The organism is Bacillus sp. EU55, assembly GCF_038005925.1.
Classification (GTDB): Bacteria; Bacillota; Bacilli; order Bacillales; family Bacillaceae; genus Bacillus; species Bacillus velezensis.
In genome coordinates this window covers 3,494,767-3,514,157 of record NZ_JBBOUE010000001.1, presented here as the reverse complement: position 1 = coordinate 3,514,157, position 19,391 = coordinate 3,494,767, and the positions used below count along the sequence as shown (strand labels likewise).

General features: G+C 49.7%; 18 protein-coding genes, 1 other RNA gene and 3 pseudogenes. 20 read left to right on the top strand and 2 right to left on the bottom strand.

The genetic code is table 11. The features are described from left to right. Positions 1-103 precede the first annotated feature (103 nt). The 7 genes from NYE50_RS17935 (at position 104) to NYE50_RS17905 (ending at position 6,068) form a co-directional block, all read left to right on the top strand. A complete protein-coding gene (locus NYE50_RS17935) occupies positions 104-844 on the top strand; it encodes an alpha/beta hydrolase (protein WP_159354589.1) in 741 nt (246 codons plus the stop codon). Positions 845-862: 18 nt separating this feature from the next. Continuing rightward, on the top strand, positions 863-3,196 hold the full coding sequence (gene rnr / locus NYE50_RS17930; protein WP_159354588.1) for a ribonuclease R: 2,334 nt from the start codon (positions 863-865) through the stop codon (positions 3,194-3,196). 139 nt (positions 3,197-3,335) lie between these two features. Then, positions 3,336-3,806 carry an SsrA-binding protein gene (smpB, locus tag NYE50_RS17925; RefSeq protein ID WP_003151688.1) on the top strand — a complete coding sequence of 157 codons (471 nt, stop codon included), beginning with the start codon at positions 3,336-3,338 and terminating at the stop codon, positions 3,804-3,806. 167 nt (positions 3,807-3,973) lie between these two features. Beyond that, positions 3,974-4,336: a transfer-messenger RNA gene (gene ssrA / locus NYE50_RS17920) on the top strand. A gap of 74 nt (positions 4,337-4,410) precedes the next feature. Next, entirely contained in the window at positions 4,411-4,716 is a 306-nt protein-coding gene (locus NYE50_RS17915; RefSeq protein ID WP_014418893.1) for a barstar family protein, read from the top strand. A 137-nt stretch (positions 4,717-4,853) separates the two neighbouring features. Next, on the top strand, positions 4,854-5,159 hold the full coding sequence (locus NYE50_RS17910; RefSeq protein ID WP_014418892.1) for a barstar family protein: 306 nt from the start codon (positions 4,854-4,856) through the stop codon (positions 5,157-5,159). Between the two features lie 114 nt (positions 5,160-5,273). Beyond that, a complete protein-coding gene (locus tag NYE50_RS17905; protein ID WP_159354587.1) occupies positions 5,274-6,068 on the top strand; it encodes an SDR family NAD(P)-dependent oxidoreductase in 795 nt (264 codons plus the stop codon). Between the two features lie 38 nt (positions 6,069-6,106). Here the strand turns inward: NYE50_RS17905 and NYE50_RS17900 are convergent, their stop codons facing one another. Beyond that, a complete protein-coding gene (locus NYE50_RS17900; RefSeq protein WP_159354586.1) occupies positions 6,107-6,997 on the bottom strand; it encodes a LysR family transcriptional regulator in 891 nt (296 codons plus the stop codon). 151 nt (positions 6,998-7,148) lie between these two features. Here NYE50_RS17900 and NYE50_RS17895 point away from each other — a divergent pair, with 151 nt between their 5' ends. From NYE50_RS17895 to NYE50_RS17850, 10 genes and pseudogenes are all read left to right on the top strand, one after another. Then, positions 7,149-7,688: a GNAT family N-acetyltransferase gene (locus tag NYE50_RS17895; RefSeq protein WP_159354585.1), complete on the top strand. Its 540-nt coding sequence runs from the start codon at positions 7,149-7,151 to the stop codon at positions 7,686-7,688. After that, positions 7,685-8,496, top strand: a pseudogene (locus NYE50_RS17890) (amino acid ABC transporter substrate-binding protein). Before NYE50_RS17895 ends, NYE50_RS17890 begins: the two are co-directional and overlap by 4 nt. A gap of 25 nt (positions 8,497-8,521) precedes the next feature. After that, positions 8,522-9,334, top strand: coding sequence for an amino acid ABC transporter substrate-binding protein (locus tag NYE50_RS17885; protein ID WP_061862575.1), 813 nt, complete (start codon positions 8,522-8,524; stop codon positions 9,332-9,334). Between the two features lie 22 nt (positions 9,335-9,356). After that, positions 9,357-10,079 carry an amino acid ABC transporter permease gene (locus NYE50_RS17880; protein WP_017418910.1) on the top strand — a complete coding sequence of 241 codons (723 nt, stop codon included), beginning with the start codon at positions 9,357-9,359 and terminating at the stop codon, positions 10,077-10,079. Between the two features lie 15 nt (positions 10,080-10,094). Beyond that, the gene (locus tag NYE50_RS17875) at positions 10,095-10,802 is read left to right on the top strand and encodes an amino acid ABC transporter permease (protein ID WP_159354584.1); all 708 of its coding nucleotides are present in this window, start codon (positions 10,095-10,097) and stop codon (positions 10,800-10,802) included. Continuing rightward, positions 10,799-11,578 carry an amino acid ABC transporter ATP-binding protein gene (locus tag NYE50_RS17870; protein ID WP_061862573.1) on the top strand — a complete coding sequence of 260 codons (780 nt, stop codon included), beginning with the start codon at positions 10,799-10,801 and terminating at the stop codon, positions 11,576-11,578. Before NYE50_RS17875 ends, NYE50_RS17870 begins: the two co-directional genes overlap by 4 nt. Next, a complete protein-coding gene (locus tag NYE50_RS17865) occupies positions 11,575-12,582 on the top strand; it encodes an LLM class flavin-dependent oxidoreductase (protein WP_061862572.1) in 1,008 nt (335 codons plus the stop codon). The genes NYE50_RS17870 and NYE50_RS17865 overlap by 4 nt, the downstream gene beginning before the upstream one ends. Positions 12,583-12,593: 11 nt before the next feature. Beyond that, positions 12,594-12,880 (top strand): annotated as a pseudogene (locus tag NYE50_RS17860) (glutaredoxin family protein). After that, a pseudogene (locus NYE50_RS17855) lies at positions 12,877-14,207 on the top strand (LLM class flavin-dependent oxidoreductase). The pseudogenes NYE50_RS17860 and NYE50_RS17855 overlap by 4 nt, the downstream one beginning before the upstream one ends. Before the next feature lie 193 nt (positions 14,208-14,400). Further along, a complete protein-coding gene (locus NYE50_RS17850) occupies positions 14,401-15,036 on the top strand; it encodes an FMN-dependent NADH-azoreductase (protein ID WP_012118449.1) in 636 nt (211 codons plus the stop codon). A gap of 45 nt (positions 15,037-15,081) precedes the next feature. On the opposite strand, the gene NYE50_RS17845 is transcribed toward NYE50_RS17850, so the two are convergent. Next, the gene (locus NYE50_RS17845; RefSeq protein WP_159354583.1) at positions 15,082-16,122 is read right to left on the bottom strand and encodes an oxidoreductase; all 1,041 of its coding nucleotides are present in this window, start codon (positions 16,120-16,122) and stop codon (positions 15,082-15,084) included. A 138-nt stretch (positions 16,123-16,260) separates the two neighbouring features. On the opposite strand from NYE50_RS17845, the gene csoR reads away from it, so the two are divergent. The 3 genes from csoR to NYE50_RS17830 all read left to right on the top strand — a co-directional run bounded on the left by csoR (position 16,261) and on the right by NYE50_RS17830 (position 19,361). After that, positions 16,261-16,566, top strand: coding sequence for a copper-sensing transcriptional repressor CsoR (csoR, locus tag NYE50_RS17840; RefSeq protein ID WP_003151723.1), 306 nt, complete (start codon positions 16,261-16,263; stop codon positions 16,564-16,566). 75 nt (positions 16,567-16,641) lie between these two features. Beyond that, positions 16,642-16,893 carry a copper chaperone CopZ gene (gene copZ, locus NYE50_RS17835; protein ID WP_159354721.1) on the top strand — a complete coding sequence of 84 codons (252 nt, stop codon included), beginning with the start codon at positions 16,642-16,644 and terminating at the stop codon, positions 16,891-16,893. Between the two features lie 38 nt (positions 16,894-16,931). Further along, positions 16,932-19,361: a heavy metal translocating P-type ATPase gene (locus NYE50_RS17830; protein ID WP_159354582.1), complete on the top strand. Its 2,430-nt coding sequence runs from the start codon at positions 16,932-16,934 to the stop codon at positions 19,359-19,361. Positions 19,362-19,391: the final 30 nt, after the last annotated feature.

Genomic DNA, 19,391 nt, shown 5'->3' with positions numbered 1-19,391 from the left:
AGGTCTGATTTAATATCAGGCCTTTTTCTTGTTGAGAGACGGCGTTTGTTTCTCGCAAAACTGTGGAAAACTAAATTGAATGTGCAAAAAAGGGGTTATGAGCATGAAAATTGTGACACCAAAACCATTTACATTTAAAGGCGGAGACAAAGCGGTGCTTCTGCTGCACGGATTTACGGGAAATACGGCAGACGTCAGAATGCTCGGCCGCTACTTGAATGAGCGCGGCTACACTTGTCACGCGCCTCAATATAAAGGGCACGGCGTTCCGCCGGAAGAGCTGGTACATACGGGGCCTGAAGATTGGTGGAGAGACGTCATGGACGGTTATGAATATTTACGGTCTGAAGGCTATGAAAACATTGCGGCCTGCGGACTGTCGCTTGGCGGGGTTTTTTCATTGAAATTGGGTTACACTGTACCCATAAAGGGAATTGTTCCTATGTGTGCGCCGATGCACATTAAAAGTGAAGAGGTTATGTACGAAGGAGTTCTTTCCTACGCGCGCAATTATAAAAAATTCGAAGGAAAACAGCCGGAGCAGATTGAAAAGGAAATGAAGGAGTTTGAAAAAACACCGATGAATACGCTCAAATCGCTTCAGGAGCTGATTGCCGATGTGCGCAAAAACGTCGACATGATCTATTCCCCGACATTTGTGGTTCAGGCACGGCATGACCATATGATTAATACAGAAAGTGCGAACATCATTTACAACGAGGTGGAAACGGACGACAAACAGCTGAAATGGTATGAAGAATCAGGCCATGTCATCACGCTCGATAAAGAACGGGACCTCGTTCATCACGATGTGTACGAATTTTTAGAGAAACTCGATTGGTAACAAACAGGAGGTCGAATAATGGAAAAAGAAGCGTTTATGGACCGTCTTCTCGCGTTTATGAAGGAAGAGGCGTACAAGCCCCTTACCGTTCAGGAACTCGAGGAGATGCTGAACATCACGGAAGCAGATGAATTTAAAGAGCTGGTAAAAGCGCTGGTGGCGCTCGAGGAGACGGGACAGATCGTCCGCACCAGAAGCAACCGCTACGGGCTTCCGGAAAAAATGAATTTAGTAAAAGGAAAAATTTCCGCGCATGCAAAGGGATTCGCGTTTCTATTGCCGGAGGATACCTCTTTAAGCGACGTGTTTATTCCGCCGAATGAGCTGAATACGGCCATGAACGGCGATATCGTTATGGTGCGGCTCAATTCCCAGTCAAGCGGATCGAGACAGGAAGGCACGGTCATCCGCATCCTGGAAAGAAGCATCGACCGCGTCGTGGGCACATACACAGAAACGAAAAGCTTCGGCTTTGTCATCCCGGATGATAAGAAAATCACGAGTGATATTTTTATTCCGAAACATGCCAATAACTGCGCTGCGGAAGGCCATAAAGTCGTCGTCAAACTGACAAGCTACCCTGAAGGCAGAATGAACGCCGAAGGAGAAATCGTTGAAATACTCGGCCATAAAAATGATCCGGGGATCGATATTTTATCAATTATCCATAAGCACGGCCTGCCGGGGGACTTTCCGGCTGAAGTGATGGAGCAGGCAACAAGCACGCCCGATACCATCGATGAAAAAGACATCAAAGACCGCCGTGATCTCCGCGATCAGGTCATTGTCACCATTGACGGCGCGGATGCGAAGGATCTGGATGACGCCGTCACCGTGACAAAGCTTGATAACGGCAGCTACAAGCTCGGCGTTCATATTGCCGACGTCAGCCATTACGTCACGGAGAATTCCCCGATTGACAAAGAAGCGCTGGAAAGAGGGACAAGCGTGTACTTGGTTGACCGGGTCATTCCGATGATTCCGCACAGACTGTCTAACGGAATCTGTTCTTTAAATCCGAAGGTCGACCGGCTGACGCTTTCCTGCGAAATGACAATCAACCAGCAGGGGCAGGTAACAGAGCACGAGATCTTCCAAAGCGTCATTAAAACGACGGAAAGAATGACCTATTCAGATGTCAACCGGATTCTCACAGAAGACGACGCCGAGCTGAAAGAAAGATATGAGCCGCTCGTCCCGATGTTTAAAGACATGGAACGTCTGGCGGAAATTCTCCGGGCGAAACGGATGGACCGCGGCGCCGTGGATTTTGATTTCAAAGAGGCGAAGGTGCTCGTCGATGAGGAAGGCGCCGTAAAAGACGTCGTCATCAGAGAGCGCTCAGTAGCGGAAAAGCTGATTGAAGAATTCATGCTTGTCGCAAACGAAACGGTGGCCGAGCACTTCCATTGGATGAACGTGCCGTTTATTTACCGGATTCACGAAGAGCCGAACGCCGAAAAACTGCAAAAGTTCCTGGAGTTCGTCACGACATTCGGTTATATCGTCAAAGGGAAAGCCGGAGACATTCACCCGCGCGCGCTGCAAAGCATTCTTGATGAAGTACGGGACCGTCCGGAAGAAACGGTGATTTCAACCGTCATGCTCCGTTCCATGAAGCAGGCGAAATACGACCCGCAAAGCCTGGGCCATTTCGGGCTGGCGACTGAGTTTTATACGCACTTCACATCGCCGATCCGCCGTTATCCTGACTTAATCGTTCACAGGCTGATCAGAACGTATTTGATCAACGGACAATCGGACGAAGCGACTCAAGAAAAGTGGGCCGAACGCCTTCCGGAAATCGCTGATCATACGTCAACGATGGAACGGCGCGCCGTTGACGCCGAGCGGGAAACGGACGATCTGAAAAAAGCGGAATATATGCTTGATAAAATCGGCGAGGAATTTGACGGCATGATCAGTTCCGTCACGAATTTCGGAATGTTTGTCGAGCTGCCGAATACGATTGAAGGGCTTGTGCACGTCAGCTTTATGACGGATGATTATTACCGTTTTGACGAGCAGCATTTCGCCATGATCGGTGAACGCACGGGCAACGTTTACCGCATCGGAGACGAAATCACGGTCAAAGTCGTCGACGTCAATAAAGATGAGAGAAACATCGACTTTGAAATTGTCGGCATGAAAGGCACCCGCCGTCCGAGAGAAACGACAGGCGACCGCAGAAAACGCGGCAGACCGGCGCGGAAACGCGTGTTAAACAGCAATACCCCGGCTTCACCGCCGAAATCGGAGGAAAAAGGGGAATGGTTTACAAAACCGAAGAAGAAAAAGAAAAAACGCGGTTTCCAAAACGCGCCGAAACAAAAACGCAAAAAGAAGAAGTAAATGCGAAAAGCAAATGGGGCAAAATGCTCTGTTTGCTTTCTTTCGCAAGCCGCATTTTCATTGTCGCGGAACGCTCCATTTGCTAAAATAAAGCGTATCGCACACATGAACGGTTTTTGCGGAGAGAGGAGGATAAGGCATGCCAAAAGGATCAGGCAAAGTATTATCGCAAAACAAAAAAGCAAACCATGATTACTTTATAGAAGAAACCTATGAAACAGGCATCGTGCTGCAAGGGACGGAGATTAAGTCCATCCGCGCCGGCCGCGTAAACATGAAGGATTCCTTTGCGAAAATCGAGCGCGGCGAAGTGTTCCTCCACAACATGCACATCAGCCCGTACGAGCAGGGAAACCGCTATAACCACGACCCGCTCCGGACGAGAAAGCTTTTGATGCACCGGAAAGAAATCAATAAGCTGATCGGCCTGACGAAAGAGAAAGGCTATTCCCTCGTGCCGCTGAAGCTGTATTTGAAAAACGGCTTCGCCAAAGTGTTAATCGGCCTCGGAAAAGGGAAGAAAACATACGATAAACGCGAAGATTTAAAACGAAAAGACGCCAAAAGAGAAATCGAAAGAGCGTTCAGAGACAGACAAAAAGGCTTCTGATGCATGAGCCTTGATGTGATAACTGCCGTATGCTATACTGTTCACACATCAGATTCACAGGCTGTTTATTGAAGATATTCCCAATTGAATTTGCCTGTGATCATGGTATAATAACAGTACAGCCAGTTGAGCAAGAGCTTGATAGATCTCCCGTATACCCTTAACAAGGGGACGTTACGGATTCGACAGGGATGGATCGAGCTTGAGCTGCGAGCCGAGAGGCGATCTCGTTAACACGCACCTAAATATAACTGGCAAAACTAAAAGTTTTAACCAAAACTTAGCACTAGCTGCCTAATAAACGCAGCGAGCTCTTCCAGACATTGCCTATGTGTCCGTGAAGAGCACATCCAAGTAGGCTACGCTTGCGTTCCCGTCTGAGAACGTAAGAAGAGACTGACAGACTAGCTCTCGGAAGGCCCGCCCGCAGGCACGAAGACGAGTGAAACACGAAATATGCAGGCTACGCTCGTAGACGCTTAAGTAATCGATGTTTCTGGACGTGGGTTCGACTCCCACCGTCTCCATACATAACAGAGGAACCGCAGTGCCGTCACATGACGCACTGCGGTTTTTTCATGCCGAAATCAAGGAGTGAAAGTGAATGGAAATCGTCATCATAGACGAAAAAGATGTTACAAGCACAGAAGCATTACACCGAATCTTAAAAGATCAATTAGATTTCCCGGACTATTATGGTGAAAATCTGAATGCCTTATGGGATTGTCTGACAGGCTGGATAGAATATCCGCTGACTTTGGTGTGGAAGAATTTTGAGGCCAGTCAAAAGGCATTGGGTTCGGATGCTGATGATGTATTAAGGATATTAAAAAAGGCTCAGGCAGAATTAGATGGTGAATTTTTCATTCAAATCGATCAGCCGTCAGCCGGGACAACGGACAGGCACTAAAAAGTGCGTACTTCCTCTCATCTATTTTTCTATCCGATAATAGGGACGGACTTCTTTATTCTAATGATGGGTTAATCTATAAAACAACAGACCATTATAAAACATTTCATAAAATAAAATAGTGGAAGGTGTTATTGATGTTAAAAGTCATCATAGACGGAAAAGATGTTACAAGCACAGAAGCATTACACCGAATCTTAAAAGATCAATTAGATTTCCCGGACTATTATGGTGAAAATCTGAATGCCTTATGGGATTGTCTGACAGGCTGGATCGAACTTCCGCTGACTTTGGTGTGGAAGAACTTTGAGGCCAGTCAAAAGGCATTGGGTTCGGATGCGGACGATGTCTTGGAGCTGCTTCAAGAGGCTCAGGAAGAGTTAGGGAATCGATTTGTCATTCAAATCGATCAGCCGTCAGCCGGGACAACGGACAGGCACTAAAAAGTGCGTACTTCCCCTCATCTATTTTTCTATCCGATAATAGGGACGGAAGGTTTCAGGCTTTCGATTTCTGTCCATATATAAGAAGAGACTTGCGATAGGGAGGAATGGATGATGGATTTGCAGTTGAAAGGGAAGACGGCGCTTGTGACAGGATCTACGTCAGGCATCGGGAAGGCGATTGCGGCTTCGCTGATTGCAGAAGGTGCGGCCGTGATCATTAACGGCCGCCGTGAAGAAAAGGTGAACGAAACGATCCGGGAACTAGAGAAACAGACGCCGGATGCCCGTCTCTATCCGGCCGCATTTGATTTAGGCACGGCGGAAGGGTGCGGCGCGATTTTTCAGCAGTATCCGGATGTGGATATTCTCGTCAACAATTTAGGAATCTTTGAACCTGCGGAATACTTTGATATTCCTGACGAAGAGTGGCTCCGGTTTTTCGAGGTGAATATCATGAGCGGCGTGAGGCTGACACGCCGGTATGCAAAGCGGATGATTGAACGGAAGGAAGGGCGGGTGATTTTTATCGCGAGTGAAGCGGCCGTCATGCCTTCTCAGGAAATGGCCCATTACAGCGCTACGAAAACGACGCAGCTGTCGCTGTCACGCAGTCTGGCCGAGCTCACGGAAGGGACGAATGTGACGGTGAATACGGTCATGCCCGGCTCCACGAAAACAGAGGGCATCGAAACAATGCTTGAGTCGCTTTATCCCGGTGAAAACTTGACAGTGGCTGAAGCGGAGAGACGATTTATGAAGGAAAATCGTCCGACGTCGATCATTCAGCGATTGATCCGTCCGGAAGAAATCGCTCACTTTGTCGCCTTTTTAAGCAGCCCGCTGTCGTCTGCCATTAACGGATCTGCATTGCGGATCGACGGCGGCTTGGTGCGGAGCATTATATAAGATGAACGTAAAAAAACCCCCGTAAAGCGGGGGTTTTTTTAATGCAGATCACGCTGAAACCGGCCGATGATCCTGCTGATTAAATCTTTTGTGGCGCAGTCAAAATGCTCTTCTTTTTGGTTTGTCAACAGCCCGACCGGGGGTGAAATTGTTAAGTTATTGATCGGAATGACCTTCGTGCCCTCGATCGGTTCTGAGTGCGCCGTCCCCGTAAAGATTGAGACGCCGATATTTTCCCTGACATAGTATTGATGAGCCATGCTGCTGGTCAGCTCCATTTTTCGATAGCGGCTGCCGATGGCACGCTGCAGGTGCTGTTCAATTTGAATCCGGATCGGGCAATTGGCGGGCGTGAAAATCAGGCATTCATTTTCTAAATCCTCGAGATTGACGCTTGCTTTGTCGGCAAGGGGATGTCTGTCTGACACGATGACATTGAGCGAGTCATGGAAAAACGGATCGAAATAATTTTCCAGAATCAGCTCCGGCTCGCCGCATACGGCAAAATCAATGGCGCCCTCCAGCAGTTTGCGGCTGCATGTATTGGCATCATCCACGCTGACATTGACCGACATGTCAGGATAATCATGTAAGAAATCCCGCAGTACGGCAGGGAAGATCAGACTTGCCGTCGGTTCGGATATGCCGATCTGAATAAGGCCGGCCTGGCCCTGTCTGATGTCGGCCAAAGTATGGTCAAGCACCTCGTATTGCGCGAGAAGCTGCCCGGCCCGCTCATGAAACAGCCGCCCCGCCCTTGTCAGTTTCAGCTTCTTTCCCCGTTCAAACAGCTGCGCGCCTACATCCTGTTCCAGCTGTTTAATCCGCATTGAAATCGTCGGCTGTGAGTAGTTCAGAATTTCGGCGGCCTTATAAAAGCTGCCTGACTGTACGATGGTATGAAACGTTTTAATGGTGCGTAATTCCAACGAAATCCCCTCCCGGCTGTTCATTAATTTTCTTGAACCTTTCCTTTACTTTTTTTGATTAGTCAAATAAATCAGTTTGCTTTATAGTATAAACAATCAAAGCTTAGTAAACAAATTGGAATTATATATTTTTGCGGGGAGAGTGACCGGAATGAGTGAAGACATATTTCGATTGGCTGAGAAAAAGGATGCGCCGGAGTTTTTAGAGCTGCTGTACAGCGCGTTTCAGCCGATCCGCAATTTGGAGATTGACTGGCCGTCGGCGCGGGCCGACATCGGTATGGTAACAGAAAATATTGAAAATCATTCAGCCGTCGTGCTCGAACGGGACGGACGGCTTCTTTCAACAATAACGATCCGTTTTCCGTGGGAGAGTGACACGCCTCCGTCAAAATATCCGTTCGTCTGGTGGTTTGCGACGCTTCCTGAGCTGAAGGGGCAGGGCATCGGCAGCAAACTTTTGACTTATGTGGAGGAACACGTGCTGCGGGATACGCTGAAGGCCCCGGCCATCACGCTAGGCACTTCGGCGCGCAAGCATCCCTGGCTTGTAGATATGTACAGACGGAGGGGGTATGAAGTGTATTTTGAGCAGGAGAAAGACGGAGACATCGGAGTCATGATGAGAAAGGTGCTCATACCGGAGCGGTTTGACGCGGCGCTGTTAGGCACACCGAGCTGGGCGCAATGATAAAAAAACGGATCAGAGCCGGCTGTCTGCTTCTGCTGCTCGGCGTGCTGGCCGGGTGCGGGCAAGGAGAAAGCACAAAAGCGGGGAGCGGCGTGCAGACCGTCATTGTCGGCACGGGAACTGATTTTCCGAACATTGCTTTTATGGATGAAAAAGGCGAGCTGACCGGCTATGACATTGAAGTGATGAAAGCCATTGATAAACAGCTGCCGCAATACAAATTTGTCTTTAAGACGATGGATTTTTCGAATCTGCTCACAAGTCTCGGAAACCGGAAAATTGACGTGATCGCGCACAATATGGCGAAAAATAAGGAACGGGAGAAACGCTTTTTGTATCACAGATCCCGTATAACTACTCGCCGATGTACATCACGGTGAAGGCGGATAATGACGCGATACACACGCTCCGGGATTTAAAAGGGAAAACCGTCATCGTCGGCGCGACGTCAAACGCGGCGGACTATATGACGGCATACAACAAAACCCACGGCAGCCCGATACATTTGAAATACGCCGGGCAGGGCAGCAATGATACAGCAAACCAAATTGAGACGGGACGCGCTGACGCCACCGTATCCACGCCGTTTGCCGTCGATTTTCAAAATAAGACGCACGCGTTCAAACAAAAAACGGTCGGTGATGTGCTGCTGGATACCGAGGTGTATTTTATGTTCAATAAAAACAGCCAAACCCTGGCGGACGATACGGATCGGGCGATTCAAAAGCTTGAGAAGGACGGCACATTGAAAAGGCTGAGTGAAAAATGGCTCGGCGCGGATTATTCAAAATCAAGTTTCACGAAATAATTGAAGCAGAAAACGGGGCGATCACATGAAAATAAGACTGGCGGTCATGTCATTAACAATTGCCGCAACGGCGGCGTTATCAGCCTGCGGCGCGGGCGGGGAGGCGGCATCAGGCAATCAGAAAAACGTGAAGAACATCACGGTCGGCACGGGAACTCAATTTCCGAATATTTGCTTTATTGATGATAAAGGCAAATTGACGGGCTACGACGTTGAGCTGGTGAAAGAGCTTGACAGGCGCCTGCCGGACTATCGTTTCACTTTTAAAACGATGGATTTCTCCAACCTGCTTGTCAGCCTCGGCCAGCATAAAGTCGATATCGTAGCCCATCAAATGGAGAAAAGCGCCGAACGGGAGAAAAAATTTCTGTTCAATCAAGTCGCGTATAACAACTTCCCGCTGAAAATCACGGTGCTTCAAGAAAACGGGAACATTCACGGCATTGATGACTTGAAAGGGAAGCGGGTCATTACGAGTCCGACGTCAAACGGCGCGCTTGTGCTGAAAAAATGGAATGAAAAACACGGCAGTCCGTTTGAAATCGCTTATGTCGGCCAAGGCTCCAACGATGCGGCCAATCAGCTGAAATCCGGCCGCGCCGATGCGACGATTTCTACGCCGTTTGCCGTCGATTTCCAAAACAAAACGAGCGCGATCAAAGAAAAAACAGTCGGCGGGGTGCTGTCAAATGCCAAAGTGTTCTTTATGTTTAACAAAAATGAACAAACGCTGAGCGATGACATTGATAAAGCCCTGCAGGAAATCATTGATGACGGCACGCTTAAAAAGCTGAGTGAAAAGTGGCTCGGCGCGGATTATTCAAAGGAGCAATATTAAGTGAAAAAGAGAGGGATCGGCAATGGAAAAAGCGTTTGATATCAGTATGATCGCGTCCTTTGTGCCGACATTGCTCGGGTATTTGCCCGTCACGCTGTATATATTGGCGGTGTCTTTGCTGTTCGGCTTTCTATTGGGGCTGCTTTTGGCGCTGCCCCGCATCTATCGCATTCCCGTCTTGAATCAGTTTGCGAAGCTGTATATCTCTTTTTTCAGAGGAACGCCTATCATGGTGCAGCTGTTCATTGTATTTTACGGTATTCCGGCGCTCACGGCGCTCGCCGGGATTGATACCTCCAAAATGGACCCTTTGTATGCGGCCATCGCCACGTATGCGCTGAGCAGCGCGGCAAGAGCGGCGGAAATCATCAGGGGAGGTGTGAACAGCGTCGACCGCGGGCAGGCGGAGGCGGCGTTCAGCATCGGGCTGAACGGGGGGCAGACATTCCGGCGCATCATTCTGCCGCAGGCGCTTGTGCAGGCCTTTCCCAACATCGGAAATATGGTGATCGGTTTCTTAAAAGATACATCACTCGCTTTTTCGATCGGGGTGATGGATATGTCGGGCAGAGGACAGACCTTGATTACATCGAGCAATCATTCTTTAGAAGTGTATATATCGCTTTCTGTTCTGTATTATGCGGCCGCCCTTTTATTTGAACGTGTCTTCAGATGGGCCGAAAAACGAATCAAGAAAGATGAGACGCGCCTTGTGACGGTTTTTGACATGAGCGCGCACGGCTGAAAAGGAGGGAGAACAGTGGAGCTGGACATTCCGTTTATCGGCACTGCGATAAAACAAATGATGAAAACCGTTCCGCTTACATTGGCGATGACGGTCATTCCGATTATCACCGGATTTTTCATAGCTCTCGGCAATATCACGGTGCGTATATTCCGCATCAAATGGCTGCTGGCCTGCTCATCGTTTTACGTGTCTTTTTTCCGCAGCACCCCGGCGATTCTCCATATTATGCTGATTTATTTAGGGGTTCCGCTGATTGCCGATCAATTCAGCCGCGCGTTTCATCTCGGCTGGTCGGCCAATCAGATTCCGGTCGTCGTGTTTGTCATCATGGCACTGTCATTAACGGCAGGCGCTTATATGACGGAAATTCTCCGATCCGGGATCATGGCCGTCGATACAGGGCAGGCGGAGGCGGCATATTCAATCGGCCTGACGCGGGGACAGATGATTCGGCGCGTGGTTCTGCCGCAGGCGTTCATGATATCGCTGCCGAACTTCACCAATATAGGCATCGGCTTTTTGCATACCACTTCCATCGCTGCAATTGTTGCAGTGCCTGAAATTACAGGAACGGCGACGATTGCGGCATCCGATAACTATGCGTTTCTGGAAGCATTTATCGGGGCGGCCGTGATTTATTGGGGATTAACGCTGATTCTCGAAGCTGTAAACAGTCTGGCGGAAAAAAGAGCAGCCAGATATCAAGGAGGCGCATTATGATCGAAATCCGAAACATTCAGAAACATTTTGGCAGTCATCACGTGCTAAAGGGGATCAATTTAAGTGTCCGGAAAGGAGAAGTCGTGACCATCATCGGCCCGAGCGGTTCCGGGAAAACCACTTTTCTGCGCTGCCTTAATTTACTTGAGCGGCCGGATGAGGGCGCCATTTCGCTGCACGGTGAAGTCATTAACTGCAAAAAGCCTGCCAAAAAAGACATTCTCAGACTGAGGAAACAGACGGCGATGGTTTTTCAGCAATATCATTTGTTTTCGCATAAAACGGCGATTCAAAATGTCATGGAAGGCCTGACGGTCGCAAGGAAAATGAAAAAACCAGATGCGTACGCCATTGCCGAGCGGGAACTGGCCAAGGTGGGGCTTCAAGATAAATTGCACGCCTATCCGAATCAGCTATCGGGAGGACAGAAGCAGCGGGTCGGAATTGCCCGGGCGCTTGCCATTCATCCTGATGTGATGCTGTTTGACGAACCGACCGCAGCCCTTGATCCGGAGCTTGTCGGCGAGGTGCTCGATGTGATGCTTAACATTGTGCGGACCGGCGCCACCATGATCATTGTCACACATGAAATGGAATTCGCCAGAAGAGTGTCCGACCAAATTGTGTTTATGGATGAAGGAGCAATCGTGGAACAAGGAACGCCTGAGGAAGTCTTTTACAAGACGAAAAAAGAAAGAACGAAGAAGTTCCTCCGCCGCGTGCTGCCTGATTACGGTTATGACATAAAAGAGCGCATAAAGGAGCCTGTCGTATGATTCGTTTAAGCATTTTAGACCAAAGTGTCACCGCGGAAAACCAAACCGCAGAAGAAGCCTTGCGGCAAACGGTGAAATTGGCTCAGGAGGCCGAACAATACGGATATGACCGTTTCTGGGCGGCGGAGCATCATAACAATGAAGAGATAGCAGGATCAGCTCCGGAAATTGTTCTGGGGTATCTTGCCGCAAGCACGAAAAAAATCCGTCTCGCATCCGGCGGGGTGATGCTGCAGCATTACAGTCCTTATAAAGTGGCGGAGCAGTTCCGGGTTCTGTCCGCCCTTGCTCCCGGCCGTGTGGCGCTTGGTGTCGGCAAAGCGCCCGGCGGATTTCAGCTGTCAACCGATGCGCTGCAGCGGGAGCTTATTCAGCCCGCCCGTTTATTTGAAGAAAAGCTTGAGGAGCTGACTCATTTCATCCGAAATGATTTTCCGGACTCGCACTGCTACGCGTCATTGCGGCCGGCGCCGCATACTGAGTATGCGCCTGACCTCTTTTTGCTCGGCGGCAGCGCGGAAAGCGCGATATCCGCGGCCAAACTCGGCATTTCCTTCGTTTTCGCCTATTTCATAAACGGTGAAGAGGCTGCGTTAGAAAAAGCGCGCCACGCCTTTGACGAGCATCTGCCGAAAGGGTCGAAGGCGGAATTTCACCTTGCGCCGATGGTATTTACCGCGCATACAAAAGCAGAAGCGGAAAAACACGTGGTATCGCGTGAGTCGGTCAAAATCATTCTCGAAGACGGCAAAAAGGTGAATGTCGGTTCCCGGGAACAAGCGGCAGCGTTTCTTGAACAAGTCACGCAGCCATATAAGCTGATTACACAAAAGACGGGTGTGATTGCCGGGACAAAAGAAGAGGCCGCCGCCGAGCTGCGACGATTATCCGTTCAATACAGCATTACTGATTTTGTGATTTTGTCGCCTATCAAAAACGCTGAGGAAAAACGATTGTCTTACCGGCTGTTAAGCGAAGCGGTGCAGCCGGCCCCACAATTATAGGAGGGATGAACATGAGTCATGAAGTAAACGTAGTGGTCTGGAGCAAACAGGGCTGCTCCTATTGCGATGAAGTGAAAGGATATTTGCGGGAAAAAGCCGTTGCATACGAAACAATTGATGTGACAGAGCGGGATGAAATGCGTGACGTGCTGCAGGCGAAGTACGGCATCCGTCATGTCCCGTCGTTGAAATCGGCAGCGGTGACAGCCGTATGTATCAGGCCGTTACTCAAGTCGGCATTGAACATGTAGAACGGGCGCTTGCCGATTACGAGGGGAAAAAGGGGGAGAGAAAATGAACCGGACGGATCTTATTCAATTCGGAGCCATGATTCACGGTGTCGGCGGCACAACGGACGGCTGGCGTCATCCCGACGCCGATCCGACAGCAAGCACGAATGCGGCGTTTTACAGGCAAAAAGCGCAGACTGCTGAAAGAGGGCTGTTCAGCTTTGCTTTTATTGCGGACGGCTTGTTCATTTCTGAAAAGTCCATCCCGCACTTCTTAAATCGGTTTGAGCCGATCACTATTTTATCGGCGCTTGCCGCATCTACAACCCATCTTGGTTTAATCGGCACATTTTCCACATCGTTCACTGAGCCGTTCACCATCGCAAGACAGCTGATGTCTCTTGACCATATCAGCGGCGGCCGGGCGGGCTGGAATCTCGTCACACCTCTCCGCAGGCGGGAGCCGCGCGCAATCACAGCAAAGAAAGCCTTCCCGACCACAGCCGGCGCTATGCCATCGCCCAGGAACATGTGGACGTGGTGCGCGGTCTGTGGAATTCCTGGGAAGAAGATGCCTTCGTCCGCAACAAAGAAACCGGGCAGTTTTTTGACCCTGACAAACTGCATCGCCTGTATCACAAAGGCGAGTATTTTCAAGTGGAGGGCCCGCTGAATATCGGCCGGTCCAAACAGGGAGAGCCGGTCGTTTTCCAAGCGGGGTCTTCAGAAACCGGCCGGTCGTTTGCCGCGAGGAATGCAGATGCAGTCTTTACGCACTCCAATTCACTTGAGGAAACGAAAGCTTTTTATGATGATGTGAAGAAGCGGGCGGCGGATTACGGCCGGGACGCTTCCAAGCTGCGGATCTTTCCGGGAATCAGTCCGATTATAGCCGGTTCACAAGAAGAAGCGGAAGCGAAATACCAAGAATTCGCCGAGCTGATTCCGATAGAGAACGCTGTTAAATATGTGGCCAGATTCTTTGACGATTATGATCTGAGCCGTTTTCCGCTGGATGAGCCGTTTCCTGATTTGGGCGACGTTGGGAAAAACGCGTTTCAAAGCACGACAGACCGTATCAAAAGAGAGGCGAAAGCCCGGAATCTTACGCTGCGTCAAGTGGCGCGCGAAGCCGCGTTTCCGCGAACCCATTTTATCGGCACACCGGAACGTGTGGCATCATTAATTGAAACATGGTTTCAGCGGGAAGCGGCGGACGGGTTTATCATTCACTCTGACATCCCCGGCATGCTTGAAGCCTTTGTGGATCAAGTCATACCGATCCTTCAGGAAAAGGGGCTGTACCGAAAAAGCTATCCGGCCGATACACTGCGGGGGAATCTCGGATTGGATATTCCGGCCTGCAGACCCAATCCGATTTTGAGCAGAAACTGAGGTTTCTGCTTTTTCTGCTGCTTGCCATTCCCGTCATTACAGCCTTTTCAAAAAAATATACTGATTTCGAGATATTATTGTTGCTAAATGATTTTTTTGTAACTATAATTATTACAGAACTGATCAGTATAAAAAAACATTCATATTTCATAATAAATGTGTGTGTAATCTGAAAACGAAAGGGCTGTTTATAATGGCAAAAGTACTTTATATCACTGCTCATCCTCATGATGAAAAGACATCTTACAGCATGGCGACAGGAAAAGCGTTTATCGATTCTTATAAAGAATCAAACCCGAATGATGAGGTTGTACATATCGACCTTTACAAAGAGAACATTCCTCATATCGACGCGGATGTATTCAGCGGCTGGGGAAAACTTCAATCCGGCACAGGTTTTGAAGAGCTTTCTGAAAACGAAAAAGCGAAAGTCGGCCGTCTGAACGAGCTGAGCGATCAATTCGCGGCAGCTGACAAATACGTATTCGTCACACCGCTTTGGAACTTCTCATTCCCGCCGGTTATGAAAGCGTACCTTGATTCCGTTGCTGTAGCCGGAAAATCATTCAAATATACAGAGCAAGGCCCGATCGGTCTGTTGACAGACAAAAAAGCGCTCCACATTCAGGCGCGCGGAGGCTATTACTCCGAAGGACCGGCGGCTGATATGGAAATGGGCCACCGTTACATCGGCATCATGATGAACTTCTTCGGCGTTCCTTCTTTTGACGGACTAATCGTTGAAGGCCATAATGCTGAACCGAATAAAGCACAGCAAATTAAAGAAGATGCGATTGCCCGCGCGAAAGAAGCCGGAAAATCATTCTGATCTTAAAAAAACCTCCCAGCTGACACGGTTGGGAGGTTTTTCATATTAAAGGGCAATCGTCCGTTTTTGTTCGCTGCTTTTCATCGCCGCTTCAATAACACGGATGACATCGATGCCTTCTTTTGCCGTAACGGGAAGCGGTTTTCCGTTTAAGATGCTGTCTGCCAGCAGTTTGTAGTACGTAAGGTAAGAGCCGTTCTCAGAGGGGATTGTTTCTGTATGCCTTTTCTCATCCGCTGCGGTTGTCAGCTCTCCGAAGTTGTCAGGATCATCGGCGCCCCAGCTGTCGTCAACCGGCTTTTTGCCCGCTGAAAGCGCATCTTCCTGTCCATCCATTCCGTATTTGATAAAGCTAGCATTCCGTCCGTGAATCTGATAGCGCGGGCCGCTTGCCGCATTCATGGAGCCGGATTGAAGGATGACCTGAAGTTTGCCGTAATGGAGCGCGGCCAGAAAATTATCAACGGTTTCGCTGTTGTCCCGCTGCTTCATCACATGTGCGGTGACGGATTCCGGCATTCCGAAAAGCAGAAGTGTCTGGTCAATAATATGTGAACCGAGATCATACAGCGTTCCCGTGGCGGGTCCGTTCTTTTCGCGCCATTTTTCCTGTACAACCGGGTTGTATAGATCGTAGCTGACTTGATATGTATGAATGTCTTGAAGCGCCCCGTCCCGAATCAGCTTTTGTATTGTTAAAAAGTCATTGTCCCACCGCCGGTTGTGATACACGCTCAGTAAGACGCCTTTATCTTCAGCCGTTCTTCTCAGTTCCTCCGCTTCTGCTGAAGTCGCCGTCATCGGTTTTTCCACGACGGTGTGTTTTCCCGCCAGGAGACATTTCATCGCTGATTCATAATGCATTCCGCTCGGTGTCGTGACGATGACGAGGTCAATGTCAGGATCACCGGTAATGTCTTCAATCGCGCGCACGGCTTCAGCCCCCGGCAGATCACGTTTGACCTCCTCCGTTCTGGACGTCATGACTTTTTTGATCTGATAATCATCAAGGACGTCCAAAAGCGGCGCATGAAAGACTTTACCCGACAAACCATATCCCAATATGCCAACTTGTATCGTTTTCAATGAGTTTCCCCCTCTTGATATGTGATAACAATATATACCCCGCGGGTGTACTGGTAAAACTTGTGTGTTGAAAATTTTTTACACCGGATTTTCAAGTCTGTATAATGAAGATGACGAAGAAAAAAACCGAGGTGGAAAATGGACAAACATACCGAGCATCAGTCGTTAAATCATAAAAGCGCCAAAGAAAAAGACCAGATCCTGAACCGGCTGAAACGGATTGAAGGCCAGGTCAGGGGCATTCAGAATATGGTGGATAACGAACGATACTGCGTGGATATTCTCGTGCAGATTTCAGCCGTACAGGCAGCCATGCAGAAAGTCGCGTTTCATCTGCTGGAAGATCACGCCCATCACTGCGTAGCCGGCGCCATTGAGAGCGGAAACGGGGAGCAGGCGATTGCCGAGCTGCTTGACGTTGTGAAAAAAATCGCAAAATCGTAAAATAAAATGTTTTGAAATACCCTACAGGGGTATGGTAACATGAAGAAGAAAAAACAAGACGTGGAGGGAATCATCATGGAACAAAAAACACTGCAAGTCGAAGGCATGTCCTGTCAGCACTGCGTCAAAGCAGTAGAGACCGGAGTAGGAGAACTGAACGGAGTGACGGCGGTTCAGGTGAAATTGGAAGCCGGACAGGTGGATGTGACGTTTGATGAGAACAAAGTCTCCGTATCAGATATAAAAGACGCGATTGAAGATCAAGGTTATGACGTCGTACAGGATTTATCGCGCTGCGGAAACGGGCGCGGTTTTCTTTTATCATAATTATACCCCCCTGGGGTTTATGAAGAGAGATGAGGACATTGAGTGAACCGAAAGAAATGACCATTCAAGTGGGGGGCATGACATGCGCCGCCTGCGCTTCAAGAATTGAAAAAGGGCTGAAACGGATGGACGGCGTCAATGACGCTTCCGTCAATCTTGCGCTTGAGACTTCAAACATTTCCTATCACCCTGACAAAATCGAAGCAAGCGCCATAAAAGAAAAAATTGAAAAACTCGGCTATCACGTCGTGACGGAAAAAGCCGAGTTTCAGATTGAAGGCATGACGTGCGCCGCTTGCGCCAACCGGATTGAAAAGCGCCTGAACAAAATAGGGGGAGTTGACAGCGCACCGGTGAATTTCGCACTGGAAACAGTCACCGTTGAATACAATCCGAAAGAGGTGACACCGAAAGAGCTGAAAGAGACCGTGGCAAAACTCGGCTACAGATTAGACGAGAAGAAAGCGGTTGATGGAGACGGCGGATTATCCCAAAAGGAGAAAGAGCAGCGAAAACAGCTGATCAGGCTGATATTTTCTGCCGTTCTCTCCTTTCCGCTTCTATGGTCGATGGTCAGCCATTTTTCTTTTACTTCTTTTATCTGGATGCCGGATATCCTGATGAATCCGTGGCTGCAATTCGCGCTTGCCACCCCGGTGCAGCTCGTCATCGGCTGGCCTTTTTATATGGGGGCGTACAAGGCGCTGAGAAACAAAAGCGCCAATATGGATGTTCTCGTTGCGCTCGGAACGACGGCCGCTTACGCATACAGCCTGTACATGACGATTGCGTCTCTCGGACGAGACGGACATGTTGAGGGGCTTTATTATGAAACGAGCGCCATTTTGCTGACTTTGATTTTGCTTGGAAAGCTTTTAGAGATGAAAGCGAAAGGCCGCTCATCAGAAGCGATTAAAAAGTTAATGAAGCTTCAGGCGAAGACGGCGGCGGTTGAGCGGGAAGGGAAGGTACAGGTGATTCCGATTGACGAGGTCCGGACGGGGGACATCGTATACGTGAAACCGGGAGAACGCGTCCCTGTCGATGGCGAAGTGATTGAAGGCCATTCCGCAATTGATGAATCGATGATTACGGGAGAGAGCATGCCTGTCGATAAGTCTCCCGGAAGCACCGTCACCGGGGCGACGATCAATGCAAACGGCTTTCTCAAAATCAGAGCGGTGAATGTCGGGAAAGATACCGCGCTTGCACACATTATAAAAATCGTGGAAGAAGCCCAAGGATCAAAAGCCCCCATTCAGCGGCTCGCGGATCACATTTCAGGCATTTTCGTCCCGATTGTGCTGGGGCTGGCCGTGCTGACTTTTCTCATTTGGTATGTATGGGCGGCGCCGGGACAGTTTTCTGAAGCGATCGGCAAATTCATCGCCGTGCTTGTCATTGCCTGTCCGTGCGCACTCGGGCTCGCCACTCCGACGAGCATTATGGCGGGCTCCGGCCGCGCAGCTGAATTCGGCATTCTTTTTAAAGGCGGAGAGCATTTAGAAAAAACACAGCGTCTGACGACAATCGTACTGGATAAAACAGGAACGGTGACAAACGGCAGACCTGTTCTGACAGACGCCGTGCCGGCAGAGGGAATGAACGAAGAGGAACTCCTGCGGCTGGCGGCGGCCGCCGAAACGGGATCAGAGCACCCGCTTGGAGAAGCCATCGTGTCAGGAGCCGAAAAACGGGGGATTGCCATCCCGAAAATCACCCGGTTCCAAGCCCGGATCGGTTCCGGAATATACGCCGAGGCTGACGGCAGAACGATTCTAGCCGGATCAAGACGGCTGATGGAATCAGAACACATTGAACATGAGGCGCTGCTTCCGCAAATGGCCCGCTTGGAGGCGGAAGGAAAAACGGTGATGCTTATTGCGGCAGACGGCAAAGCGGCGGGGCTTATCGCAGTCGCCGATACAATCAAAGAAACATCTCCGGCCGCGGTGAAACGCCTGAATGATATGGGGCTTGACGTCATCATGATGACCGGTGACAACAAAAAGACCGCGGAAGCCATTGCAAAAGCCGCGGGCATCGGCAGCGTGATCGCCGAAGTGCTTCCCGAACACAAGGCGGCGGAAATTTCCCGGCTGCAAAAAGAAGGCCGGCGCGTGGCGATGGTCGGTGACGGCATCAATGATGCTCCGGCGCTGGCTGTGGCCGATATCGGAATGGCCATCGGCACCGGCACAGATATCGCAATGGAAGCGGCGGATATTACGCTGATCCGCGGTGACCTGAACGGCATTGCCGACGCCATCGGCATGAGCAGGCTGACCATGAGAAACATCAAGCAGAATTTAGGCTGGGCATTGGGATACAACAGCATCGGCATTCCGATTGCGGCGTCCGGCTTTCTGGCCCCGTGGGTGGCAGGCGCTGCCATGGCGTTCAGCTCAGTATCGGTCGTGCTTAATGCTTTGCGTTTACAGAAGGTGAAAAAAGACAAAATGGGCTGATGCCTGTTTTGTCTTTTTTATTGACACTTT

Bases quoted from the DNA above. Each gene is read 5' to 3' on its own strand.
- NYE50_RS17895 (WP_159354585.1), top strand. From the start codon at position 7,149: ATGAGTGAAGACATATTTCGATTGGCTGAGAAAAAGGATGCGCCGGAG.
- NYE50_RS17915 (WP_014418893.1), top strand. From the start codon at position 4,411: ATGGAAATCGTCATCATAGACGAAAAAGATGTTACAAGCACAGAAGCA.
- NYE50_RS17935 (WP_159354589.1), top strand. From the start codon at position 104: ATGAAAATTGTGACACCAAAACCATTTACATTTAAAGGCGGAGACAAA.
- NYE50_RS17905 (WP_159354587.1), top strand. From the start codon at position 5,274: ATGGATTTGCAGTTGAAAGGGAAGACGGCGCTTGTGACAGGATCTACG.
- NYE50_RS17880 (WP_017418910.1), top strand. From the start codon at position 9,357: ATGGAAAAAGCGTTTGATATCAGTATGATCGCGTCCTTTGTGCCGACA.
- copZ (WP_159354721.1), top strand. From the start codon at position 16,642: ATGGAACAAAAAACACTGCAAGTCGAAGGCATGTCCTGTCAGCACTGC.
- NYE50_RS17850 (WP_012118449.1), top strand. From the start codon at position 14,401: ATGGCAAAAGTACTTTATATCACTGCTCATCCTCATGATGAAAAGACA.
- NYE50_RS17910 (WP_014418892.1), top strand. From the start codon at position 4,854: ATGTTAAAAGTCATCATAGACGGAAAAGATGTTACAAGCACAGAAGCA.
- NYE50_RS17885 (WP_061862575.1), top strand. From the start codon at position 8,522: ATGAAAATAAGACTGGCGGTCATGTCATTAACAATTGCCGCAACGGCG.
- csoR (WP_003151723.1), top strand. From the start codon at position 16,261: ATGGACAAACATACCGAGCATCAGTCGTTAAATCATAAAAGCGCCAAA.
- smpB (WP_003151688.1), top strand. From the start codon at position 3,336: ATGCCAAAAGGATCAGGCAAAGTATTATCGCAAAACAAAAAAGCAAAC.
- NYE50_RS17870 (WP_061862573.1), top strand. From the start codon at position 10,799: ATGATCGAAATCCGAAACATTCAGAAACATTTTGGCAGTCATCACGTG.
- NYE50_RS17865 (WP_061862572.1), top strand. From the start codon at position 11,575: ATGATTCGTTTAAGCATTTTAGACCAAAGTGTCACCGCGGAAAACCAA.
- rnr (WP_159354588.1), top strand. From the start codon at position 863: ATGGAAAAAGAAGCGTTTATGGACCGTCTTCTCGCGTTTATGAAGGAA.